The organism is Variovorax sp. OAS795, from assembly GCF_040546685.1.
Lineage (GTDB): Bacteria > Pseudomonadota > Gammaproteobacteria > Burkholderiales > Burkholderiaceae_C > Variovorax.
Genome location: NZ_JBEPOH010000001.1, coordinates 1,908,927 through 1,929,290, shown reverse-complemented (window position 1 = coordinate 1,929,290; position 20,364 = coordinate 1,908,927). Strand labels below are relative to the sequence as shown.

The window sequence follows — 20,364 nt, the reverse complement described above, 5'->3', positions numbered from 1 at the left end:
CCGCCCGCCGACACGCCGCAGGCGGTGCGCAGCCTACAATCCTTTCATGCCTAGCCCCACACTCCTGGTCGCCCGCCGCATCCTGCTGGCGCTGGCCTTTGCCGCTCCCTTGGCCGCCGTGCAGGCGCAGCCCGCACCCGCAGGTGCCGCCGTGCCGCCCGCTCCGCTACAAAATGAGGAGCAGGCCGACGGCCGCCGCAACCAGAAGGTCGAGCACATCCACACGGAAGACAGCGGCGCCTCGGTCGACGAGGTGCGCTACGGCGGCCGCACGCAGAGCATCAACGTGAAGCCCAAGGCCAACGTGCCGGGCTACGAGGTGCGGCCGAACGATCCGGGCGCGCGCACGGGTTCGGGCGATGCCAACTCGAACGGCAACGGCGCCCGGGTCTGGAACGTGATGAAGTTCTGACCGTGCCGCGCCTTCAACCCGCAGCGACACGCTGAGCACCGCCATGGCAGTTTTTACCGAAGTCGATTTCGGCGAGGCCGACGCGCTCGTGCAGCGCCTGGGCCTGGGTCCCCTGCGCGAACTCCGCGGCATCGAGGGCGGCATCGAGAACACCAACTACTTCGCGACCACCGAAAGCGGCGAGTTCGTGCTGACGCTGTTCGAGCGCCTGGGCGCCGAGCAGCTTCCCTACTACCTGTGCCTCATGAAGCACCTCGCGGGCCGCGGCCTGCCGGTGCCTGAGCCGGTGGCCGATCCCGCCGTCCAGCCGCCTTCGGGCCATGCACTGACCATTGCGGCCAATGCCCCGTGCGAACTGCTGCTCAAGGTGGCGGGCAAGCCGGCGGCGCTGGTGCAGCGGCTGTCGGGGCACAGCGAACTCGCACCGGGCCCGGCCCACTGCACCGAACTGGGCGCCCTGCTCGCGCGCATGCACATCGCAGCGCGCGACTTCCCGCGCATCCAGCCCAACCTGCGTGGCCTGGCCTGGTGGAACGACACCGTGCCGGTGGTGCTGCCGTACGTGGACGCGCCGCAGGCCGGGCTGCTGCGCGCCGAACTGGCCTACCAGAACCACGTGGCCGAGTCGTCGGCCTATGCGGCGCTGCCGCGCGGGCCGGTGCATGCCGACATGTTCCGCGACAACGTGATGTTCGCCACCGGCGCGGATGCCGGCGCCGCGCCGCGGCTCACGGGCGTGTTCGACTTCTACTTTGCCGGCACCGACACCTGGCTGTTCGACCTGGCCGTGTGCCTGAACGACTGGGCCATCGACCTCGCGACCGGTGCGCACCACGCCGAACGCGCCGACGCGCTGCTGTCGGCCTACGAGACCGTGCGCCCGCTGAACGCGGCCGAGCGCGCCCTGCTGCCCGCCATGCTGCGCGCCGCGGCACTGCGCTTCTGGATTTCGCGCCTCTGGGACTTTCACCTGCCGCGCGAAGCCAGCATGCTGAAGCCGCACGACCCGGCGCACTTCGAGCGCGTGCTGCGCGAGCGCGCCGCCCATCCGCACGCCATGGCGCAGTCGCTCGAACCGCTGGCCGCCTGACTCCGAAAAAATGAAACTCCACCTCGTGCCGGCGCGAACCGGCGCCCTTTGGGTCCGCCTCGGGCTCAAGACTTTCTGGCGCCAGCCGCTCGCCTTCATCTCGCTGTTCTTCCTGCTGATGGCGCTGATCTCGACGGTGTCGCTGCTGCCGCTGCTGGGCAGCGTGCTGGCGCCGATCCTGCTGCCGTTCATGACGCTGGGCCTGATGGTGGCCACGTCGGTGGCGTACACCGACAACGCCGACGGCGTGGGCACCGACGGGCATGCGCAGCGCCCCACCGGCTCGGCGATGTTCGTTGCCGTGGCCGGCGCCATGCGGGCCGAATGGCGCTCGCTGGTCAAGCTCGGCGTGATCTCGGCCCTGTACTTCGTGGTGGCGGTGCTGCTGACCACGTTCGTCGACGGCGGCCAGCTTGCCAAGGCCTACCTGCTCGACGAGGTGGTGACGCCCGAGGTGATGGCGAGCAGCGACTTCCAGGTGGCGCGCATGCTCCTCATGTGCCTGAACCTGCCGCTCTCTCTGGCCATGTGGCATGCGCCGGCGCTGGTGCACTGGCACCGCGTGGAACCGGTGAAGAGCGTGTTCTTCAGCGTGGTCGCGCTGTTCCGCAACTTCGGCGCCTACGCGCTGTTCGGCCTGGCGTGGCTCGGCGTGTTCCTGCTCGCCGGCATCGGCATCGGCCTGGTCGCCACGGTGTTGATCGGCGTCGGTGCGGTGGGGGGCGGCGCCGCGGCCGCGGCCATCGGCAACGTGCTGATCGTCGGCATGGCGCTGGTGCTCGCGGCCATGTCGATGAGCTCGACCTGGTTCACCTTCCGCGACAGCTTCGACCCGAATTGAAGGGGCCGCGACCGACGGTCAGTCGGCCAGCGCCCGGTCATTCCGCAGGCTCGCGAAAAGCGACCATGCCATGCCGGCCAGCAACAGCAGGCCGACGCCCAGCGCACCCCACAACCACCACTTGCGGAACGGATCCGGCTGCACGGGCACCGGCAGTTGCGCGGCGGCGGCCACCACGGCTTCGACGGCGGCCACCGGGACGGGCGGCAGCGTGACGGACGCCGGGTCGGCCACCACGGGCTTGCTGGGCGAGTAGCCCGGCAGCAGCGTGGCCAGCGGCAATGCCGCGCCGGGCGAACTGCCTTGCACCACGTTCTTTTCGGGGGCCGTGTTCCAGCTGAGCGTGAACGGCGCAGCGCCCTGCGCCAGGAACACCAGCGTGCGCGGCGTAGCGCCCACCGTGATCACCGGTGGCACCGGTCCCAGCACGTTCACCGGCCCCGCCGTGCGCAGCCGCAGGTGCGAGTAGCTCCGGCCGTCGAGCGCGAGCGACGGCGAGCGCGCCTCGCCGCCGGCCTGCGCGAGGCGGTACACCACCGTGTCGAGCAGCGGCACTTCGCCCGGGCTGGCCGAGGCCGGCGCCGGCCGGCGCTGCGGGTGGCGCAATGCATAGAGCGGATTGCGCGGGACGAATGCGGGCTCGGTGGCCGATGTGGCCGGCGTGGCCGCGAGCAGGCCTGAAACACCGACCTGCGCCAGCGTGTTGACGTCGGCCAGGTCGATGCGCAGGCTCTCCACCGGCAGGCCGCGCGGCAACGCGTAGTCGCAATGGTCGGTGCCGCAGCGCTCCGGCTTCAGCGGCCCGGTCCATTGGAGCGGCGCCACCGGTTCGGTCTCCTGCAGGCTGTCGATCGCGACGCCGGTGAGCGGCGCGCCGTTCTGCGGATCGCTCCATCGCAGGCGCAGGAAGCGCGCCTGCACGCCGCCGAGATCGACGGCCAGGCGCTCGATGGTCTGGCCGCCATGCGCCAACCGAAGCAATTGCTCATCGCCGCCCACGGGCTGCCAATGCCGCAGGTCGTCGCTGGCCTCGAGCCTGAAGGCGAACAGGCCGCGCGCGTCGGGCGCCACGTCGAAACGCGCCTGCAGCAGGCTGCCCTTGAGCTGGCTCGCATCGATCAGCCACTGCGCCGCGTCGGCCGGCTTGCGCGCCGGCTTGCGTGCCACGGCCAGCGAGCCGTCGGGCCGCACCCTGAAGCCCAGCGATGCGTCCTCGGCCGGGTCGGCCGTGCCCGAAGCACCGGCGGGCAGCGCGAAGATCGGCACCTCCTTCGAGGTGACGTGTGGCGCGGCGGCCTCGCTGCGAAGCCACGCATAGGGCACGGGGTTGCCTCCGGCATTGCGCACGCGAAGGTCGCGCAGATCGCCGTAGGCGGCATGGGCATGGATGCCGAGCGGCAGCACGAGGCGGTGGTAGGGGCCGCTGCCCTGCAACGCAATGGGCGCTGCCGAAATCGCCGCCGGTTGCTGCGCAGTGGCTGCACCGAGCCATGCCGGCGCCAGAACCGCAGCGAGACCAACACGCAGCGTGTGGCGCGATGCGCCTTCACCGTGCTTCACGCAACACCTCCTTCGGGCAACACATCTTTTTCCGCTTCCTTCCGGCTGGGCGGCACCGGGGCGAAATAGCCCACCAGCAGCAGCAAGGCTCCCACCGCGATGAACGACACGATGCGGAACAACCCGCCACGGTCCGCCAGTTCGACGAAGAACAGTTTCAGCACCACAACGCCGAGCAGCGCGGCACCGCCGACCCACAGTGTGCGCACGCCGCGGGCGTGGCCCAGCACCATCGCGACCACGCCGCAGACCGCCCAGGTGATCGAGAGCGCCGCCTGCGTGAGCCACGAGGCGTAGAGCGCGTCGAAGCGCCAATCCACGCCCGCATAGTGATGGCAGCTGCGCAGCACCATGCCGGTCAGCAGCGCCAGGCCGGTGAGGCCGAGCACGCCCTTCGCGACCATGGGCTGCACGCGCGCGAACGAGGTCTCTGGCAAGGCACGCCACCAGAGCACCAGCGCGAAGAGCACCAGCCACTCCGCCAGCTCCAGCGGATTCAGCAGCGGCACGTAGGGCAGCGGCGATGCATTGCCCGGGCTCGCGGCATTGGTGATCCAGACCCAAGCGAGCAGGTAGGCGGCCACCGGCATGGCGGCGACTTCGAGGTAGGCCGTGCGGTACTCGGTCAACGGCCAACGCAGCTGCAGCGCGCGCGAACGCAGCATCCACAGCGCGAGCGCCGGCACGATGGCCCAGCCCAGCAGTTGCCAGCTCGACCATTCGGCGCCCACGCTTCCGAGCTGCCATTGGCACTCGCGCGCCGCGAGCAGCACGAAGAACCAGAACCCCGCCACGTGCAAAGGCGCCAGTGCCGATGGGGCCAGCCAGCGTTTCTGCGCGTGCAGCAGGCGCAGGTGCCAGAGCAGCGCCAAGGGCCAGGCGATCCAGCCCAGCGCACTCGACGGCACGTAGATTCCGGGCGCCGCCAGCGCAGCGCCATAGGCGGCGATCAGCACCACGCCCGGCAAGGTGGCCAGGGTGGCGCGCCCCAGCTGCGGCCAGCCGCGCCGGTGCGCGGCGACAGCGGACAGCACGGAGGTCACGAGCACGATCGCCATGGCGGCGGCCGCGCGGTGGCCGGCCAGGCCGTTTCGGCGCAGCACTTCGCTGGATTCATCCAGCCAGCCGAAGAGCCACCAGGCCAGGCCCCAGATCACGGGCAGCCACAGCACGGCCGCGTTGGCGCACCAGCCGTTGATCCAGCGCGTGCGCTTGCCGGCGGTGGTGCCTTCTGTGGCGTGCCGCCCTGCCTCGCCGCTCATCCATGCACCGGCCAGCAAGGCCGCGAGCCCGAGCACCACCGGCGTCCAGAAACCCAGGTGCGCGAAAGCCGGCGGCGGTGTATTGCCGGAATAGATCCAGACCTGGCTGAAGGCATGGAGCAGCGCCGAGATGACCTGCAGCACGCCTGCCAGCGCCGCCAGCGGTCGGTGCGCCAGGCGCAGCGCGACCCAGAGCACGACCGTGGCCGTGAGCGGCCACAGCAGCGCGGCTTGCGCCAGGCTCACCTGGAACAGCATTGCCAGGTGCAGCAGGCTCACGCCCGCGATCACCGCGACGGCATTGCCCGCCGACCACGCCGGCTGGATGCCGCGCGCCAATGCCGCGCGGTGCGCCTGCAGCATCGACCAGCCGGCGCTGCCGAGCACGCTGAGTGCGATCAGGCTCGCCGCCACGGCGCCCTGCCACCCGCTTGCGAGCACCTGCCCGCCGTCGGTGCCCTCGGCCACGCGGTGCAGCGTTGCGATGAAGCCGGCCACGGCCAATGCCTGCATGCCGTAGGTCACGAAGGCCAGCAGCCGGAGCTTGAAGCGCACCGCGAATGCGAACGTGGCCGACGCCAGCACCGCCGTTGCAGCCGCTGCCCATGGCGGCGTGAGCCACTGCCACAGCAGCAGCGTGAGCGCCCCCATGCCGAGCCACGGCAGCGCGGTGCCCACCAGCGCTTCCCAGCCGCCTTCGTCGAGCTTGGCGCGGCGGTGAATGGTCCACATCGCGAAGGCGCTGACCGTGACCAGCAGCGGACCGATCACGGAGCCCTGCAGCAGCGGATGGCCGGCGGCCGCATCGAGCTGCGTGGCTTCGAGCAGCTTCCAGACCGCGCCGGCAAACACCAGGAACGAGAAGGCCCGCGCATACACGCGAGCCTGCCGCGCGCCGAGCCAGTACATGCCGGCCGCTTCCACGGCCCAGGCCGCGCCGGTCCACCGGCCTTCCAGGCCGAGCGGAATGGCGAGCGTGCCGAAGATCACGCCGACGATCGCATAGGCCTCCGCCAGCAGTGCCAGGCCCTTCGGCTGCGTGGCGAACACCAGCCGGCCCAGCACCAGGTAGAAGGCCGCGAGCGCCATGGCCGAGAACGTTGCGCCGTATTCCCGGGGCTGCATCAGCAGCACCTGCATGCCGAAGGCGACCATGGGCGTGCCGAACACGAGCGAACTGTCGACCCGGCCCGCGCGGCGCAAGGTGTCGAGGGCGCGCGCGGCCAGCGGCTGCGCGGGCTGCACAGGCGCATCGAACAGCGTGCGGCGCGCGAACAGCAGGCCGATGGCCACGAACATCAGGAAGAACACCAGCAGGAAGGGCTGCACGATGCCGTACTGGTCATCGGTGTAGTACTTGTGCGCCCAGCCCGCGGCCAGCGTGAAGGTGCCGACGAAGCCGATCAGGTTCAGCACCCGCCACGCCTTGAACCACGCGATCAGCACGATGCCGACGTCGAGCACCAGCAGGTACGTGAAAAGCCCCACCGGCCGGTTCTGCCCGGTCGATGCGAGCACCGGTGCGGCAAAGCCTTCGAGGACCGCCACGATGGCCAGCATGGGCGCGTTCTGCAGCACCGCCAGCACCGCGCTCAGCGCGGCCACCCCGAACAGGAAGACGAAGCCCGCTGTGGGTGGCAGCAACTCGTGCACCTTCATCGCCGCCAGCGTCGTCAGGTAGAAAACGCCGATGCCGGCGCCCTGCAGGATCAACGCGTAGCCGGTGCGCTTGCGGCGCAGGAACCAGCCCAGCGCCAGCAGCCCCGCGCCGACGAGCGCCACCGCCGCGTAGCGCAGCTCGATAGGCACCGTGACGCGCTCGGCCGTGTAGCGCAGCAGGAAGGCCAGCCCGAGGAACAGGATCAGCACGCCGAGCTTCACCAGCATGTTGCCGCCGAAGATCAGGTTGGCGATGGGCGCGGGCAGCCGCTCGCGCAGGGGGACCGCGGGAGGCGGGGGCGGAGCGGGCCGCGGTGGCGGCGGCACCGGCGCAGGAGGCTTGGCGGCCACCGGTGCGGCGGGCTCGGGAACGGTCCTGGTCGCCCCGATGGCGGCGGGCACCGGCACGTGCACGGCAGCGACACCCGCAGCGGCCTGTGCCGCGGGCCGCGGGACAGGCATGGGTACGGGTACGGGGATGGGTACCGGCTGCGCGACGTGGAGATCTGCGCCGGCGGGCTCAGGCGCTCGCGAAGGCAGCGGCTCCATCGCGGGCCCGGCGGCACCCTGCCCTGTGCGCTGCTCGAGCAGTCTCACGCGCTGTTCCAGTTCGGCAACGCGATGCTGCAACGCCAGCATGCCGCCCGCGGGCGTGCCGGTGGAAGGTGGTGCCGCGCTCTCGGCCTCGGTGCGGGCGGGCCCGGCGCGGTTCTTCTTGCCGACGATCCGGGGCAACGCGAACGCGCCGACCACCGCGAGGATCAGCGCAGCCGGCAGCGACTCGGCCAGGGCCCCGATGAAGAGGCCGGCAATCATTCCAAGGAACCACATCCCTAACTCCCCTCGTTTTTCGCGAGCAGGGAGTGTAAGGCGGTTGCTTCCCCAGGAACCGGCCCGAACGCCCGTGGTTATTACGGCCTAAGCTATTTGTTTGGTAGCAAATGTCATCGCAACGTGGCAGTGCTCAGACGGGCGTGAGCTTGGCCACCGACAGCGCGAGCCACTTCACGCCGTGGCGCGAGAACTTGACCTGCGCGCGCGCATCGTCGCCCGTGCCTTCAAGCGACAGCACCGTGCCTTCGCCGAACTTGTTGTGGAACACCTGCATGCCCGAGCGCAGGCCGTGCGAGGGCGCGGTCTTCTGCGGCGGAACCGGCGGGCTGGCATAGGTGTCCTTGCTGCCGCCATAGCCGCCCGAGCCACTGCCGCCGCTGTAGCCGCCGCTCCCGCCACGCGTGCTCGCATAGCCGCCGCCATACCCGAAGGCCGACGGCGTGAAGGCCTGGTTCTTCGGCGTGAGCCACTTGAGCGCGCCTTCGGGCAGCTCTTCGAAGAAGCGGCTCTTCACGTTGTAGCGGGTCTGGCCGTGCAGCATGCGCGTTTGCGAATGGCTCAGGTACAGGCGCTTGCGCGCCCGCGTGATTGCCACGTACATCAGGCGGCGTTCTTCCTCGAGGCTTTCGAAATCGCTCATCGAGTTCTCGTGCGGGAACAGGCCCTCTTCCATGCCGGTGATGAACACGCAGTCGAACTCCAGGCCCTTGGCGGCGTGGACGGTCATGAGCTGCACCGCGTCCTGCCCGGCCTGCGCCTGGTTGTCGCCCGACTCCAGCGCGGCATGCGTGAGGAACGCGGCCAGCGGGCTCAGCGTTTCGCCCGTCTCGGCATCGGGCGCGAGCGGCTCGTCCATCAGCGGCCGGTTCGGGTCGATGCCCTGGCTCGCCAGCGACTGGCGCAGTTCGTCGATCGGCAGCGCCACCGCATCGCGGCCGAAGCCTTCCTGCGTGACGAAGCTCTCGGCCGCGTTCACCAGTTCTTCCAGGTTCTCGATCCGGTCGGCGCCTTCGCGGTCGGCCTTGTAGTGTTCGACAAGGCCGCTGTGGTCGAGCACCAGCTCGATGATCTCGCGCAGGCTCGCGCCCTGCGTTTGCTCGCGCAGCACGTCGATCTTGGCAACGAAGGCCGTGAGGTTCGATCCCGCCTTGCCGCCCACGGCATGCACCGCATCGTGCAGCGAACGGCCGGCCGTGCGCGCCGCGTCCTGCAGTTGCTCCAGCGTGCGCGCGCCGATGCCGCGCGGCGGAAAGTTGACCACGCGCAGGAAGCTGGTGTCGTCGTCCTTGTTCTCGAGCAGGCGCAGGTAGGCTAGCGCGTGCTTGATTTCGGCACGCTCGAAGAAGCGCAGGCCACCATACACGCGGTACGGCACCGAGGCGTTGAAGAGCGCCGTCTCGATCACCCGGCTCTGCGCATTGCTGCGGTAGAGCACGGCCATTTCCTTGCGGTCGAAGCCGTCGCGCACGAGCTGGCGCATTTCCTCGACCATCCATTGCGCCTCGGCCAGGTCGGTGGGCGATTCGTACACGCGCACCGGTTCGCCCGGACCCTGGTCGGTGCGCAGGTTCTTGCCGAGCCGCTTCTTGTTGTGGCTGATGAGCTCGTTGGCGGAGTCGAGGATGTTGCTGTAGCTCCGGTAGTTCTGCTCCAGCTTGATCTGGTGCTGCACGTCGAACTCGCGCACGAAGTCGGCCATGTTGCCCACGCGGGCGCCGCGAAAGGCGTAGATGCTCTGGTCGTCGTCGCCCACCGCGATCACGCTGTTCTGCCCCGGCGTGAACTGGCCGGCCGCCGTGGTGCCCGAGAGCATCTTGATCCACGCGTACTGCAGGCGGTTGGTGTCCTGGAACTCGTCGATCAGGATGTGGCGAAAGCGCCGCTGGTAGTGCTCGCGCACCGGATCGTTGTCGCGCAGCAGTTCGTAGCTGCGCAGCATGAGCTCGCCGAAATCGACCACGCCTTCGCGCTGGCACTGCTCTTCATAGAGCTGGTAGAGCTCGACCTTCTTGCGGTCGTCCTCGGTGCGGATCTCGACGTCTTTGGGGCGCAGGCCGTCTTCCTTGGCACCCGCGATGAACCACTGCGTCTGCTTGGCCGGAAAGCGCTCGTCGTCGACATTGAACTGCTTCATCAGCCGCTTGATGGCCGAGAGCTGGTCCTGCGTGTCGAGGATCTGGAAGGTGGAAGGCAGGTTGGCCAGCTTCCAGTGGGCGCGCAGGAGGCGGTTGCACAGGCCGTGGAAGGTGCCGATCCACATCCCGCGCACATTGACGGGCAGCATTGCCGTCAGCCGCGTCATCATTTCCTTGGCGGCCTTGTTGGTGAAGGTCACCGCCAGGATGCCGCCGGCGGACACCTGGCCGGTCTGCAGCAGCCAGGCGATGCGGGTGGTCAGCACCCGCGTCTTGCCCGAGCCGGCGCCGGCAAGGATGAGGGCGTTGCCCGCAGGCAGCGTGACCGCGGTGCGCTGCTCCGGATTGAGGTTGGCGAGCAGCGGCGAGTCGGCCGTTGGGGAATGGGGGGCGCCGGCTGAGGCGTCGAGCGAGCCGAAAAGAGACATCCCGGCATTGTAGGAAGCCGGCACGGCCCGACGCGGTGGCAGGGTCGCCCCGCCGCCTTATTTCGCGAGTTTCAGCGTGCCCTTCATGATCGAGGAATGGCCCGGGAACGAGCAGAAGAAGGTGTAGCTGTCGGCTGCGGCCAGCTTGGCGACCGGGAAGGTCACGCTGTCGCTTTCACCGCCCCCGATGATCTTGGTGTGCGCCAGGACGCGCGCGTCGCCCTGCTTGACGTAGTTCTGCGGCAGGCCGGCAGCAATGCCGTCGGCGGCGACCGCCTGCACATCGGCGGTCTTGGCGAGCACCCAGTTGTGGCCCATGGCCTGCTTCGGCAGCTTGCCCACGTGCTTGAGCTTGACGGTGAATTCCTTGCAGCCCTTGCCCACCTCGAGGGCGGGCTTGTTGAACTGCATGGCGTCGTTGGCCTCGATCTCGACGGAACAGTCGGCGGCAAACGCGGAGGAAGAAACAAACGCCAGGGTGGCGATGGCAGCGAGGCGGTGGCGAAGCATGGAAACGGTCTCCAAGAAAAAGGGACGCCGCACCCGGTGTGTGCGGTTGCCCCATTGTCGGACGCGCCCACCGCGCGGCACTGATCTGCATCAAAGAGCCCCCACCCGCGGTGCGCCCGCCACCAGCCCGGCCATGCCCTCCGCCGGCGGACAGACCGGCCGCCGAATAAGGTTTATACGAAAGCCCGGAAGAAGGCGATTCGGCGCATCCCTATAATCAGTTACCGGGCCCAAGATTCTTGTCGCCCGGTTTTTTTATGCCTGCATGGGCATCGATGACCGGGGCGGGACCAAGCGCCCACGCCGACGGAAATCGTTCCTCGGCGCACCTTCACAGGAGCTTGGTTTCTCATGCAGATTTTCGACTACGACAACATCCTTTTGCTGCCGCGCAAGTGCCGCGTGGAAAGCCGATCGGAATGCGACGCCAGCGTGACGCTGGGCGCGCGCAGCTTCCGGCTGCCGGTGGTGCCGGCCAACATGAAGACCGTGGTCGACGAGCCGATCTGCCTCTGGCTCGCGCAGAACGGCTACTTCTATGTGATGCACCGCTTCGACCTGGACAACGTGAAGTTCGTCAGGGAGATGCACGGCAAGGGCGTGTTCGCCTCGATCTCGCTGGGCGTCAAGAAGCCGGACTACGAGACGGTCGACCAGCTCGCGGCCGAGGGCCTCGTGCCCGAGTACATCACCATCGACATTGCGCACGGCCATGCCGACAGCGTGAAGAACATGATCGGCTACCTCAAGCAGAAGCTGCCCGCCTCGTTCGTGATTGCCGGCAACGTTGGCACGCCTGAAGCGGTGATCGACCTGGAAAACTGGGGCGCGGACGCCACCAAGGTCGGCATCGGCCCGGGCAAGGTCTGCATCACCAAGCTCAAGACCGGCTTCGGCACCGGGGGCTGGCAACTCAGCGCGCTCAAGTGGTGCGCGCGCGTGGCCACCAAGCCGATCATTGCCGACGGCGGCATCCGCGACCACGGCGACATTGCCAAGAGCGTGCGCTTCGGCGCCTCGATGGTGATGATCGGCTCGCTGTTCGCGGGCCACGAGGAGTCGCCGGGGCGCACGGTCGAAGTCGATGGTGCGCTCTTCAAGGAGTACTACGGCTCCGCCAGCGACTTCAACAAGGGCGAGTACAAGCACGTCGAAGGCAAGCGCATCCTCGAGCCGATCAAGGGCAAGCTGGCCGACACGCTGGTCGAGATGGAGCAGGACGTGCAGAGCTCCATCAGCTACGCCGGCGGCCGCACGCTGATGGACATCCGCAAGGTCAACTACGTCACGCTGGGCGGCGACAACGCGGGCGAACACCTGCTGATGTAGGCGCCCCTGCCGCAGCCGGATCAGGCTTCGAGCAACTGCACCGCCTGCCGGTGCAGCCGGTGGTCGCCGTCGGCCAGTGCATCGACGATGCTGAAGTGGTTCAGCCCGTCGAGCGCCTCGCACACCGGCACGCTGTTGCGGCCCCAGGCTTCGCGGATCGACGTGTTCTGGCGCAGGAACTCCTCGCTCTCGTCGCCTCCCACCACCGCATGCAGCTGGCCTCGCGCGGGCGCCGGCCACAGCGCCGGGCTGGCGCGCAGCGCATCCGCATCGCTGAGCTTCAGCGCGTGTTCGAGGAAGGGCGTGCGCTGCAACGGCCGAAGGTCGTAGAGGCCGGAGATCGACAGCGCGTTGCGCACCAGCTGCGCCGGCAGGTCGGGCGCGAGCGCCTTCCAGTCGCACGCGAGCAGTGCCGCCGCCATGTGGCCGCCGGCCGAGTGGCCTGCCACCGTGATGCGCGCGGGATCCGCACCAAAGCTCGCGGCATTGCGCCAGGTCCATGCCAGCGCGCGCGCCATCTGCATGACGATGTCCGGCACCGTCACCGGCCGCTCGGCCGTGCCGGGGCACAGCGCATAGTTGGGCACCACCACGCACACGCCGCGGTCGTTGAACGCGGGCGCAATGAAGGAATGATCCCGCTTGTCCATGGCGCGCCAGTAGCCGCCATGAATGAACACCAGCACCGGCGCGCCGGGCACGGGTGCGGGAAAGATGTCGAGCGTTTCATTCACGCCCTGGCCATAGGCCACGTCGATCCGGCCCGGCAGCCTCTCGCGTGCGGCTTCGGAATCCCCGGCCCAGCGGGCGAAGTAGGCGGGGTGGTCTTTCACCCTTGCAAGATTGTTGTACATGCCTTCCAGCCAGGCGGGTTCGTACGAGGCCATGCGGTTCCTGCTCCTTTTTTCCTGAGGCGCGGATCTTGGCACGGCCCCTGCGCGCGGAGACATGTTCTGGTTAAAATCCGGCCTGCGTTGGGGGGGTAGCTCAGCTGGGAGAGCGCCGCGTTCGCAATGCGGAGGTCGTGAGTTCGATCCTCATCCTCTCCACCAACCATTCGAGGGCCCGGAAGCATTCCGGGCCCTTTTTTCTGGGCCTCAACACGGCGCGGATCGCCCCTGATACATCCGCCGCCCAGAACTCGCAATCTGCATCAACTAGTAACAAAAGTACACACTCACCGGGGGTCTTAACAAAAAGTATTGCTTTCGACTACCAAAGTAGTAATGTGAAATCCTCACAATATTAACGGTGGCGCAAAAGTGAACCAAGGTGTTACGTCTCCAAGCAGCCATTCCCGGCGCAGGGGCGTTTCGGTGTGTACAGCCGGCGAGGCATGAGCCGTTCCATGCATTGCAGAACCAGCCATGCCCGCCACCGCCATCGACCCGGATTCCGGACCCGACTCCAGCCTGACCGCCGATGCACTGATGGTGGCGCGGATGCGGCTGGTGCTGTCGGTGTCGGCGCTGCTGGCGGTTGGGGTTGACACCGGCGATCCAGACCCGGAGCAGGTAGGCAGGACCATCTGGCTGGTCTTTTCGGGGTTCGTGGTCTACAGCTTCGGCGTCTACGTCTGTACGCGCTCGGGCCAGCCGTATTTCCAGGGCAAGGCCATCCACTGGATCGACATCCTGTGGTTCACGCTGATCGTCGTCGTGACCGGCGGCGGCGGCAGCCTCTACTTTCTCTTCTACTTCTTCGCCATTCTCACCTCGTCCTTCCGGTGGGGCTATGAAGAAGGTGCGCGCATGACCATGGCCTCGGTCGCGTCGTTCGCCGCATGCGGACTTGCGACGGGCACGGGGAGCGACACGCCGCAACTGCTCATGCGCACCACCTTCATGTTGGCGCTCGGGCACATGATCGGGCACTGGGGCGGCTCGAAGGTCGAACTGCGCCGGCGCCTCGCGCTCCTGAGCCAGGTCAGCCGGTTGTCGAACCCGAGATTCGGCGTCAACCGCACGATCGCCAGCACGATGGAAAAAGCGCTGGCCTTCTTCGATGCAACCCATTGCATCCTGTTGATGCGCGAGACGGAAGGCAGCTCCTGGGTGCTGCGCTCTCTCGGAAAAAGCGAACACGGCGAGCCGGTCCACGTCGAGACGATCGACCATGTCTGCGAATCCCCGTTGATGGCGCTGGAGGCCGATGAGATCGTGCTGAGCAACCGCCTGGCATGGCCATTGAATTTCCTGAGCGCCGACGGGCATGCCTTCGACGTCCGTTCGCAGCGCTGGCAGCCCCAGGACGACAAAGGCCTGCGGCGCAGCGCGGCAGTCGCCGCGATGCTGGAGGCACGCAGCTTCATGTCGGCGCCCCTGCCGATGCGCCAGGGCGAGGGACGGATCTTCCTGTCGTCCCACGAAGCACTGTTCCGCAAGTCCGATGCGATTTTCCTGGCGCACCTCGTGAACCAGGTCTTTCCGGTCATCGAGACCATCAGGGTGCTCGACGGCATGGCCTCCGAGGCCGCCTCCAAGGAGCGCATGAAGCTTTCGCTGGACCTGCACGACACCGCAATCCAGCCCTACATCGGGCTCAAGCTCGGGTTGCACGCGATTCGCAAGAAGGCGTCCACCGACAACCCGCTGGTCGGCGACCTGGACAAGCTGGCGGCCATGGCCGAGAGCGTGGTGGCGGACCTGCGCCACTTTGCGGGGACCATGAAGCAGGGCGGCGACAGCCGCTGCGAGTTCATCCTTCCGCACCTGCACCGCCAGGCGACGCGCATCAAGACGCTCTACGGCATCGACATCCAGATCGTCGTCGACGGCGACTTCCACCTGGACGACCGCATGACGGCCGAAGTGCTCCAGCTGGTGCGCGAAGGCCTCAACAACATCTGCAAGCACACCCATGCGCACCGCGGCCGCGTCCGCATCGGCTGCACGGACGGCAAGCTGCAGATCCGGATCGAGAACGAAGCCAGCGGGACGGATTTCTCCAGCTTCCGCCCGCGCTCGATCACCGAACGCGCAGCCGCCCTCGGAGGAATCGCCGAGGTGACCCAAGGCAGCGGCGGCTCGACCGCGGTACTGGTCGAAATCCCAATCTGAAGAAGACGAACAAGGGGCACACACATGCAACCCATTGCAATGACGCGTCATCCCATCGGGGTCATGCTCGTCGACGACCACCAGACGATGCTGTGGGGGTTGTCCAGGCTCATCGACGGGGAGCAGCCCCGCATGAAGGTCGTTGCGACCGCGAGCTGTTTCGAGCAGGCGCTGGAGCACACCGAGCATTGCGTGCCCGACGTCATCGTGCTGGACCTCGACCTGGCCGGCCAGTGCTCGCTCGACATCTTGCCGAAGCTGCTGTCGAACGACATTTCACGCGCGCTCGTCCTCACCGCGGAGCGCAGGCAGCAGACACTGGACCTTGCCGTGCTGCGCGGCGCGAGGGGCGTGCTGGGCAAGGACGCCTCCGCGGAGCAGGTGATCGATGCGATCGAGCGCGTCCACAAGGGCGAGCTGTGCATCGATGCGCAGGCGATGGGCCGCGTGTTTTCCGAGCTGACCTCCCCCAAGAAGCCCGCGAAGGTGAGCCCCGAAGCGGCCAAGCTCGCGAGCCTGACCCAAAAGGAGCGGCACGTGATCCGTGCCGTGGTCGAGGGAAGCGGCGCTCCGAACAAGACGCTGGCGTCACGGCTGTTCGTCACCGAACACACGTTCCGCAATCACCTCACGTCGATCTACCAGAAGCTGGGTGTGGCGAACCGGCTGGAGCTTTACATCTACGCGATCAAGCACCAGCTGGATCTCACGCCGCATTGAAGAACGGAGGCGCCGGGCTCACTGCCCGCCGCCGAGCATCGGCGCGATGACGCGGGCCATGCGGATGATGGCCGGCGTCAGGATGACCATCGAGATGCACGGAAAGATGCACAGCACCAGCGGCAACAGCATCTTGGTTGGCACCTTGGCGGCCAGCTCTTCGGCGCGAACCTGGCGCTTGTGGCGCAGGTCGTCCGAGAACACGCGCAGCGATTCGCCGATGCTGGTGCCGAACCGGTCGGCCTGGGTCAGCATGGTGGCAAAGGTTCCGATTTCTTCCACCGCGGTGCGCAGCGCGAGGTTGCGCAGAGACTTTTCGCGAGTGCCGCCGGCGCGCATCTCGAGATTGGTCCAGTGCAGTTCCTGTGCCAGTGCTTCGCTCTTGACGCGGATCTCCTCGGTGACCTTGACAAGGGCGGCATCGAGCCCGAGGCCGGCCTCGACGCACACCAGCATCAGGTCGGCCGCGTCGGGAAAGTTCTCGAAGATCTCGCGCTGGCGCCTCTTGATCATCGTGCGCAGCACGATGTTGGGCAGATAGCAGCCGAGCAGCGCAGCGATGGCGAGCCACAGCAGCGTGGTGAGCCCGTTGTCCGCCCCCGCCGCGCGCATCGCCACGAAGGCCAGGCCGGCGAAACCGAGCGGCAGCAGCGTTTTCAGGCCGAAGTAGAAGAGGCTCGCGTCCGGGTGGCGCACGCCCGCACTCAGGAATTTCAGGCGCAGCGGCGAGGTATCGCCTTCGCCGGTGGGCGAAGACAGCTGGGCGAAGGGCCCGACGATCTTGACCGCGGTTTCAGTCCAGGCCGACTTGGTCGCAGGCGCCACGGCCTGGAGGCGCTGCGCCGTGCGCGAGGGCATCATCCAGACCGCAAACCCGCCGATGGCGAGGGAAACGGCCACGAAAACGAGAACAGGGAACAGCATGGCATTTCTCCTTCAGACTCGGATCTTCACGATCTTGCGCAGGATCAGCACACCGATGACCATCAGGCCGAGCATGTACTTGACGACCGTGATGCCCATCGGGTCGGTCCACAAGGGCGACATGAACTGCGGGTTGAAGGCATTCATCAGCGCCGCCAATGCAAAGGGCATCAGGCCGAGGATCCAGGCCGACAGCCGCCCTTCCGCGGACAGCACGCGCACCCGCGCCAGCAGCTTGAGGCGGTTGCGGATGAGCCCGCTGAGGTTGCTCAGAACTTCGGTCAGGTTGCCGCCAGAGTCGCGCTGGATCAGCACGGAGACCACAAAGTAGCGCAAGTCCGTGAGCGGCACGCGCTCGCTCATGTTCGTGAGCGCCTGCTGCAGCGAAACGCCGAAGCCGACCTCGTCGGCCACCATGCGGAACTCGCCTGCAATAGGCTCGGACATTTCCTCGCCGATCATCTGCACGCTGCTCGCGAACGAATGGCCGGCCCGCAGGGCGCGCGTCACCAGGTCCAGCGCGTCCGGCAGCTGCCTTTCGAGATGCTCCAGGCGCCGGCCGCGCCGGTAGCTCAGATAGAGCATCGGCACCGCCGCACCGGCGGCGCCTGCGAGCGCCGCAATCCATGCGGGCTGGTTCGCGAGCGAAGACATGGCAAAGAAAACAAGCGTGCCGGACAGCGCGCACGCCAACAGCACATGGGACACGGTCCACTCCAGCCCGGCCTGGAGAATGAAGCGGTCCAGGCGATGGGCTCGCGGCAGTTTCAACAGAACGCGCTGCATCCATGGCGCCTCGCTGAGCACGCGGTCCTTCACGAGCCGCGCTTGCGCCATGCGGTCGGTGGCCGCCGACAGCGCCTGCAGCCGCTTGCCGATCTTCTGCACTCCGGGGCCCCTGTAGGAACGCCAGAGCATGTACAACGCCTCGATCACCATCAGCACCGTCACGAAGACCAGCACCGACAGCGTGATGAGCGTGTCTCCAACCAGGTTCTCGAACATGGAGCCTCCTATTCGTAGTGCTTGTCGGGATCGAACATGGCATCGGGCAGCACCACGCCGAAGGCGTGCAGCCGCTCGACGAATTTCGGCCGCACGCCGGTGGCACAGAAGTAGCCGCGCACCTTGCCGTCGGGCCCCATGCCGGTCTGGCGGAACGCGAAGATCTCCTGCATCGTGACCACCTCGCCTTCCATGCCGGTGATCTCCTGGATGCTGGTGACCTTGCGCCTGCCGTCGACCAGGCGCAGCACCTGGATCACGACCGTGATGGCCGATGCGATCTGCTGGCGCACCGAGTGGTGCGGCAGGTTCAGGTTGGCCATGCTGATCATGTTCTCCAGGCGCGCGAGCGCATCGCGCGGGGTGTTGGCGTGGATGGTGGTCAGCGATCCTTCGTGGCCGGTGTTCATGGCCTGCAGCATGTCGACCGCCTCGGCGCCGCGCACTTCGCCGATCACGATGCGGTCGGGCCGCATCCGCAATGCGTTGCGCACCAGCGCGCGCTGCGTGATCTCGCCCTTGCCTTCGATGTTCATTGGCCGCGTCTCCATGCGGGCGACGTGCGGCTGCTGCAGCTGGAGCTCTGCCGCGTCCTCGATGGTGATGATGCGTTCGGTGGCGGGAATGAAGCCCGAGAGAATGTTCAGCAGCGTGGTCTTGCCGGCGCCGGTGCCGCCGGAGATCAGCATGTTGATCTTCGCGCCGGCCAGCCCTTCGAGCATCAGGCCCATGTGCGGCGTGAGCGTCTTCAGGTCGTTCACGAGGTTTTCCATCTTCAGCGGGATCTTCGCGAAGCGGCGAATCGACATCATCGGTCCGTCCAGCGCCACCGGCGCAACCACCGCATTGACGCGCGATCCATCCGGCAGCCGGGCATCGACCATCGGGCTCGATTCGTCGATGCGCCGCCCCACCAGCGAGACGATCTTGTCGATGATGCGCAGCAGGTGCTTCTCGTCGGTGAAGCTCACGTCCGTCAGCTCGAGCCGGCCCCTGCGCTCCACGTAGACCTGGTCGTGCGAGTTCACCAGGATGTCCGACACCGTCGGGTCGGCCATCAGCAGCTCGATCGGCCCGAAGCCGAGCATCTCGTGCTGGATGTCGCGGATCAGCGTGCGCCGCTCGATGTCGTTCAGGGCCTCGGGTTCCTCCTGCAGCAGCCGCGTGACCATGACGGAGATTTCATGGCGCAGCACCTCGGGCTTCAGGGTTTCGAGCACTGCCAGGTCGAACCGGTCCAGCAGTTTCAGGTGCATTCGCTCCTTCAGGAGCTTGTAGGAATCCGAGGCGTAGGACAAGAGCGCTCCATCGGCCGGGGGCGATGGCGGCGCGCGTACGACCGGCGGGGCTTCGATTGCGTTGAGCTGTTCTCTGAATGACATGTGGACCTGCCTTGCTGTTGAAGGATGAAGATGCGCAGGGCGCAGTGCGGTGTCAGGCTCGGCGGAAGAGCCGGCCGATGAAGCCTGCCGCTTCCTCCTTGCGCGGGCTGAGCGTGTGGGCGATTTCCACGAGCCGCTTGCAGAGCGCGCTGCTGCGCGACATCTCGGCCAGCGGCACGCCGCGGTTGATCGACGCGTCCACGTCCTTGCCTCCGTCGGGCACGCTGACCAGCGTGGCACCGCCGAGCGAACGGCGCATGTCGGACAAGCCGATCTCGGTGCCGCCGGCGCTGCGGTTGACCAGCAGCTCGACCTTGCCGGCCGGATAGCCGAGCGACTTGAACACCTGGATCAGCCGCGTGACGTTGCGGATGTGCGGCAGGCTGGGCTGGAGCACCGGAAAGATCCGGTCCGCGCGGTCCAGCACGCGAATGGCCAGCGGATCGATGCGCAGGCCCAGGTCGAACAGCACGAAGTCGTACTGCGCCGCGGCCACCTGCAGGATGGCATCGATGTGCTCGGCCTTGACCTCCAGCGCGCGCGAGAGATCTTCGGGCGCGGCAAGAATGCTGAAGCCCGGCGCCACCTTCACCGTGCTTGCAGCCAGCAGCGAGGCATCGAGCCGGCCGATGTCGCGCGCCACGTCGGCCAGCGTGGAGGTGGGTCGCAGGTCGCTCACATAGGACAGCGCGTCGCCGAACTGCAGGTTCAGGTCGATCAGCAGCACCGAGCGGCGCATCGAAAGCTGCTGGCCGATATTGGTTGCAAGAAAGGTCGTGCCGCTGCCGCCCTTGCACGGCATGAACGCGACCACCTGGCCCGTCTCGCGCGACTGCGTGCCGGCCATCTTGAGCGCGATGCGCTCCACGGCCGCTTCCAGCGCCGCCGGCTCGGGGGGCGAAGGCAGCACCTCGCGCACGCCCGAACGCATCGCAAGAATCAGGAACTCGGGCGTCTGCATCGCGCACAGCAGCACCACCGCAATCGAGGGATTGCGCAGCGTGAGCTGCTCCACCATTGCCACCTCATGGGGATCGCAGCACATGCCGTCCACCAGCAGCAGTTCGGGCGCCGACTGCTCGACCACCCACTGCATCCGGCTCTTGCCCCCTTCGAACACCGACACCACGTGGGAACGGACCTCCAGCACCTTGCGCATGTCCTGCAGATGGGCGGGATTGGGAGAGATGATGGCGATTTTCATGATGTTTTGG

At 67.5% G+C, this 20,364-nt stretch carries 15 protein-coding genes and 1 tRNA gene; 7 read left to right on the top strand and 9 right to left on the bottom strand.

Going from position 1 to position 20,364, the window contains the following annotated elements:
- Positions 1 to 46: 46 nt before the first annotated feature.
- Genes ABID97_RS09175 through ABID97_RS09165 form a run of 3 tightly spaced genes read left to right on the top strand, consistent with a single transcriptional unit; the run spans position 47 to position 2,343 of the window.
- Complete coding sequence (locus ABID97_RS09175) at positions 47 to 412, top strand: hypothetical protein (protein ID WP_354398203.1); 366 nt, start codon at positions 47 to 49, stop codon at positions 410 to 412.
- Between the two features lie 43 nt (positions 413 to 455).
- Positions 456 to 1,502: a homoserine kinase gene (locus ABID97_RS09170; protein ID WP_354398202.1), complete on the top strand. Its 1,047-nt coding sequence runs from the start codon at positions 456 to 458 to the stop codon at positions 1,500 to 1,502.
- Between the two features lie 10 nt (positions 1,503 to 1,512).
- Entirely contained in the window at positions 1,513 to 2,343 is an 831-nt protein-coding gene (locus ABID97_RS09165; protein WP_354398201.1) for a BPSS1780 family membrane protein, read from the top strand.
- A gap of 18 nt (positions 2,344 to 2,361) precedes the next feature.
- Here ABID97_RS09165 and ABID97_RS09160 read toward each other — a convergent pair whose 3' ends face one another.
- The 4 genes from ABID97_RS09160 to azu form a co-directional block, all read right to left on the bottom strand.
- Positions 2,362 to 3,903, bottom strand: a complete 1,542-nt coding sequence (locus ABID97_RS09160; RefSeq protein ID WP_354398200.1) for a DUF3999 domain-containing protein — start codon at positions 3,901 to 3,903, stop codon at positions 2,362 to 2,364.
- Positions 3,900 to 7,655, bottom strand: a complete 3,756-nt coding sequence (locus tag ABID97_RS09155; protein ID WP_354398199.1) for a DUF2339 domain-containing protein — start codon at positions 7,653 to 7,655, stop codon at positions 3,900 to 3,902. The genes ABID97_RS09160 and ABID97_RS09155 overlap by 4 nt, the downstream gene beginning before the upstream one ends.
- Before the next feature lie 133 nt (positions 7,656 to 7,788).
- The gene (locus ABID97_RS09150; RefSeq protein WP_354398198.1) at positions 7,789 to 10,221 is read right to left on the bottom strand and encodes a UvrD-helicase domain-containing protein; all 2,433 of its coding nucleotides are present in this window, start codon (positions 10,219 to 10,221) and stop codon (positions 7,789 to 7,791) included.
- A 57-nt stretch (positions 10,222 to 10,278) separates the two neighbouring features.
- Positions 10,279 to 10,731, bottom strand: a complete 453-nt coding sequence (azu, locus tag ABID97_RS09145) for an azurin (protein ID WP_354398197.1) — start codon at positions 10,729 to 10,731, stop codon at positions 10,279 to 10,281.
- 351 nt (positions 10,732 to 11,082) lie between these two features.
- Here azu and ABID97_RS09140 point away from each other — a divergent pair, with 351 nt between their 5' ends.
- On the top strand, positions 11,083 to 12,060 hold the full coding sequence (locus ABID97_RS09140) for a GMP reductase (RefSeq protein WP_354398196.1): 978 nt from the start codon (positions 11,083 to 11,085) through the stop codon (positions 12,058 to 12,060).
- A 20-nt stretch (positions 12,061 to 12,080) separates the two neighbouring features.
- Here the strand turns inward: ABID97_RS09140 and ABID97_RS09135 are convergent, their stop codons facing one another.
- A complete protein-coding gene (locus tag ABID97_RS09135) occupies positions 12,081 to 12,947 on the bottom strand; it encodes an alpha/beta hydrolase (RefSeq protein ID WP_354398195.1) in 867 nt (288 codons plus the stop codon).
- 89 nt (positions 12,948 to 13,036) lie between these two features.
- Here ABID97_RS09135 and ABID97_RS09130 point away from each other — a divergent pair.
- The 3 genes from ABID97_RS09130 to ABID97_RS09120 all read left to right on the top strand — a co-directional run bounded on the left by ABID97_RS09130 (position 13,037) and on the right by ABID97_RS09120 (position 15,839).
- Positions 13,037 to 13,112 (top strand) — tRNA-Ala (locus tag ABID97_RS09130).
- Between the two features lie 315 nt (positions 13,113 to 13,427).
- Positions 13,428 to 15,119, top strand: a complete 1,692-nt coding sequence (locus tag ABID97_RS09125) for a sensor histidine kinase (RefSeq protein WP_354398194.1) — start codon at positions 13,428 to 13,430, stop codon at positions 15,117 to 15,119.
- Positions 15,120 to 15,143: 24 nt separating this feature from the next.
- On the top strand, positions 15,144 to 15,839 hold the full coding sequence (locus tag ABID97_RS09120) for a response regulator (protein WP_354398193.1): 696 nt from the start codon (positions 15,144 to 15,146) through the stop codon (positions 15,837 to 15,839).
- Positions 15,840 to 15,857: 18 nt separating this feature from the next.
- Here the strand turns inward: ABID97_RS09120 and ABID97_RS09115 are convergent, their stop codons facing one another.
- From ABID97_RS09115 to ABID97_RS09100, 4 genes are read right to left on the bottom strand one after another with little or no spacing between them, the layout of a single operon-like run.
- Positions 15,858 to 16,763 carry a type II secretion system F family protein gene (locus ABID97_RS09115; protein WP_354398192.1) on the bottom strand — a complete coding sequence of 302 codons (906 nt, stop codon included), beginning with the start codon at positions 16,761 to 16,763 and terminating at the stop codon, positions 15,858 to 15,860.
- Positions 16,764 to 16,775: 12 nt separating this feature from the next.
- Positions 16,776 to 17,768, bottom strand: a complete 993-nt coding sequence (locus tag ABID97_RS09110) for a type II secretion system F family protein (protein ID WP_354398191.1) — start codon at positions 17,766 to 17,768, stop codon at positions 16,776 to 16,778.
- A gap of 8 nt (positions 17,769 to 17,776) precedes the next feature.
- Positions 17,777 to 19,150 carry a TadA family conjugal transfer-associated ATPase gene (locus ABID97_RS09105; RefSeq protein WP_354398190.1) on the bottom strand — a complete coding sequence of 458 codons (1,374 nt, stop codon included), beginning with the start codon at positions 19,148 to 19,150 and terminating at the stop codon, positions 17,777 to 17,779.
- A gap of 52 nt (positions 19,151 to 19,202) precedes the next feature.
- Entirely contained in the window at positions 19,203 to 20,354 is a 1,152-nt protein-coding gene (locus ABID97_RS09100; RefSeq protein WP_354398189.1) for a CpaE/TadZ family protein, read from the bottom strand.
- Between the last annotated feature and the right edge of the window lie 10 nt (positions 20,355 to 20,364).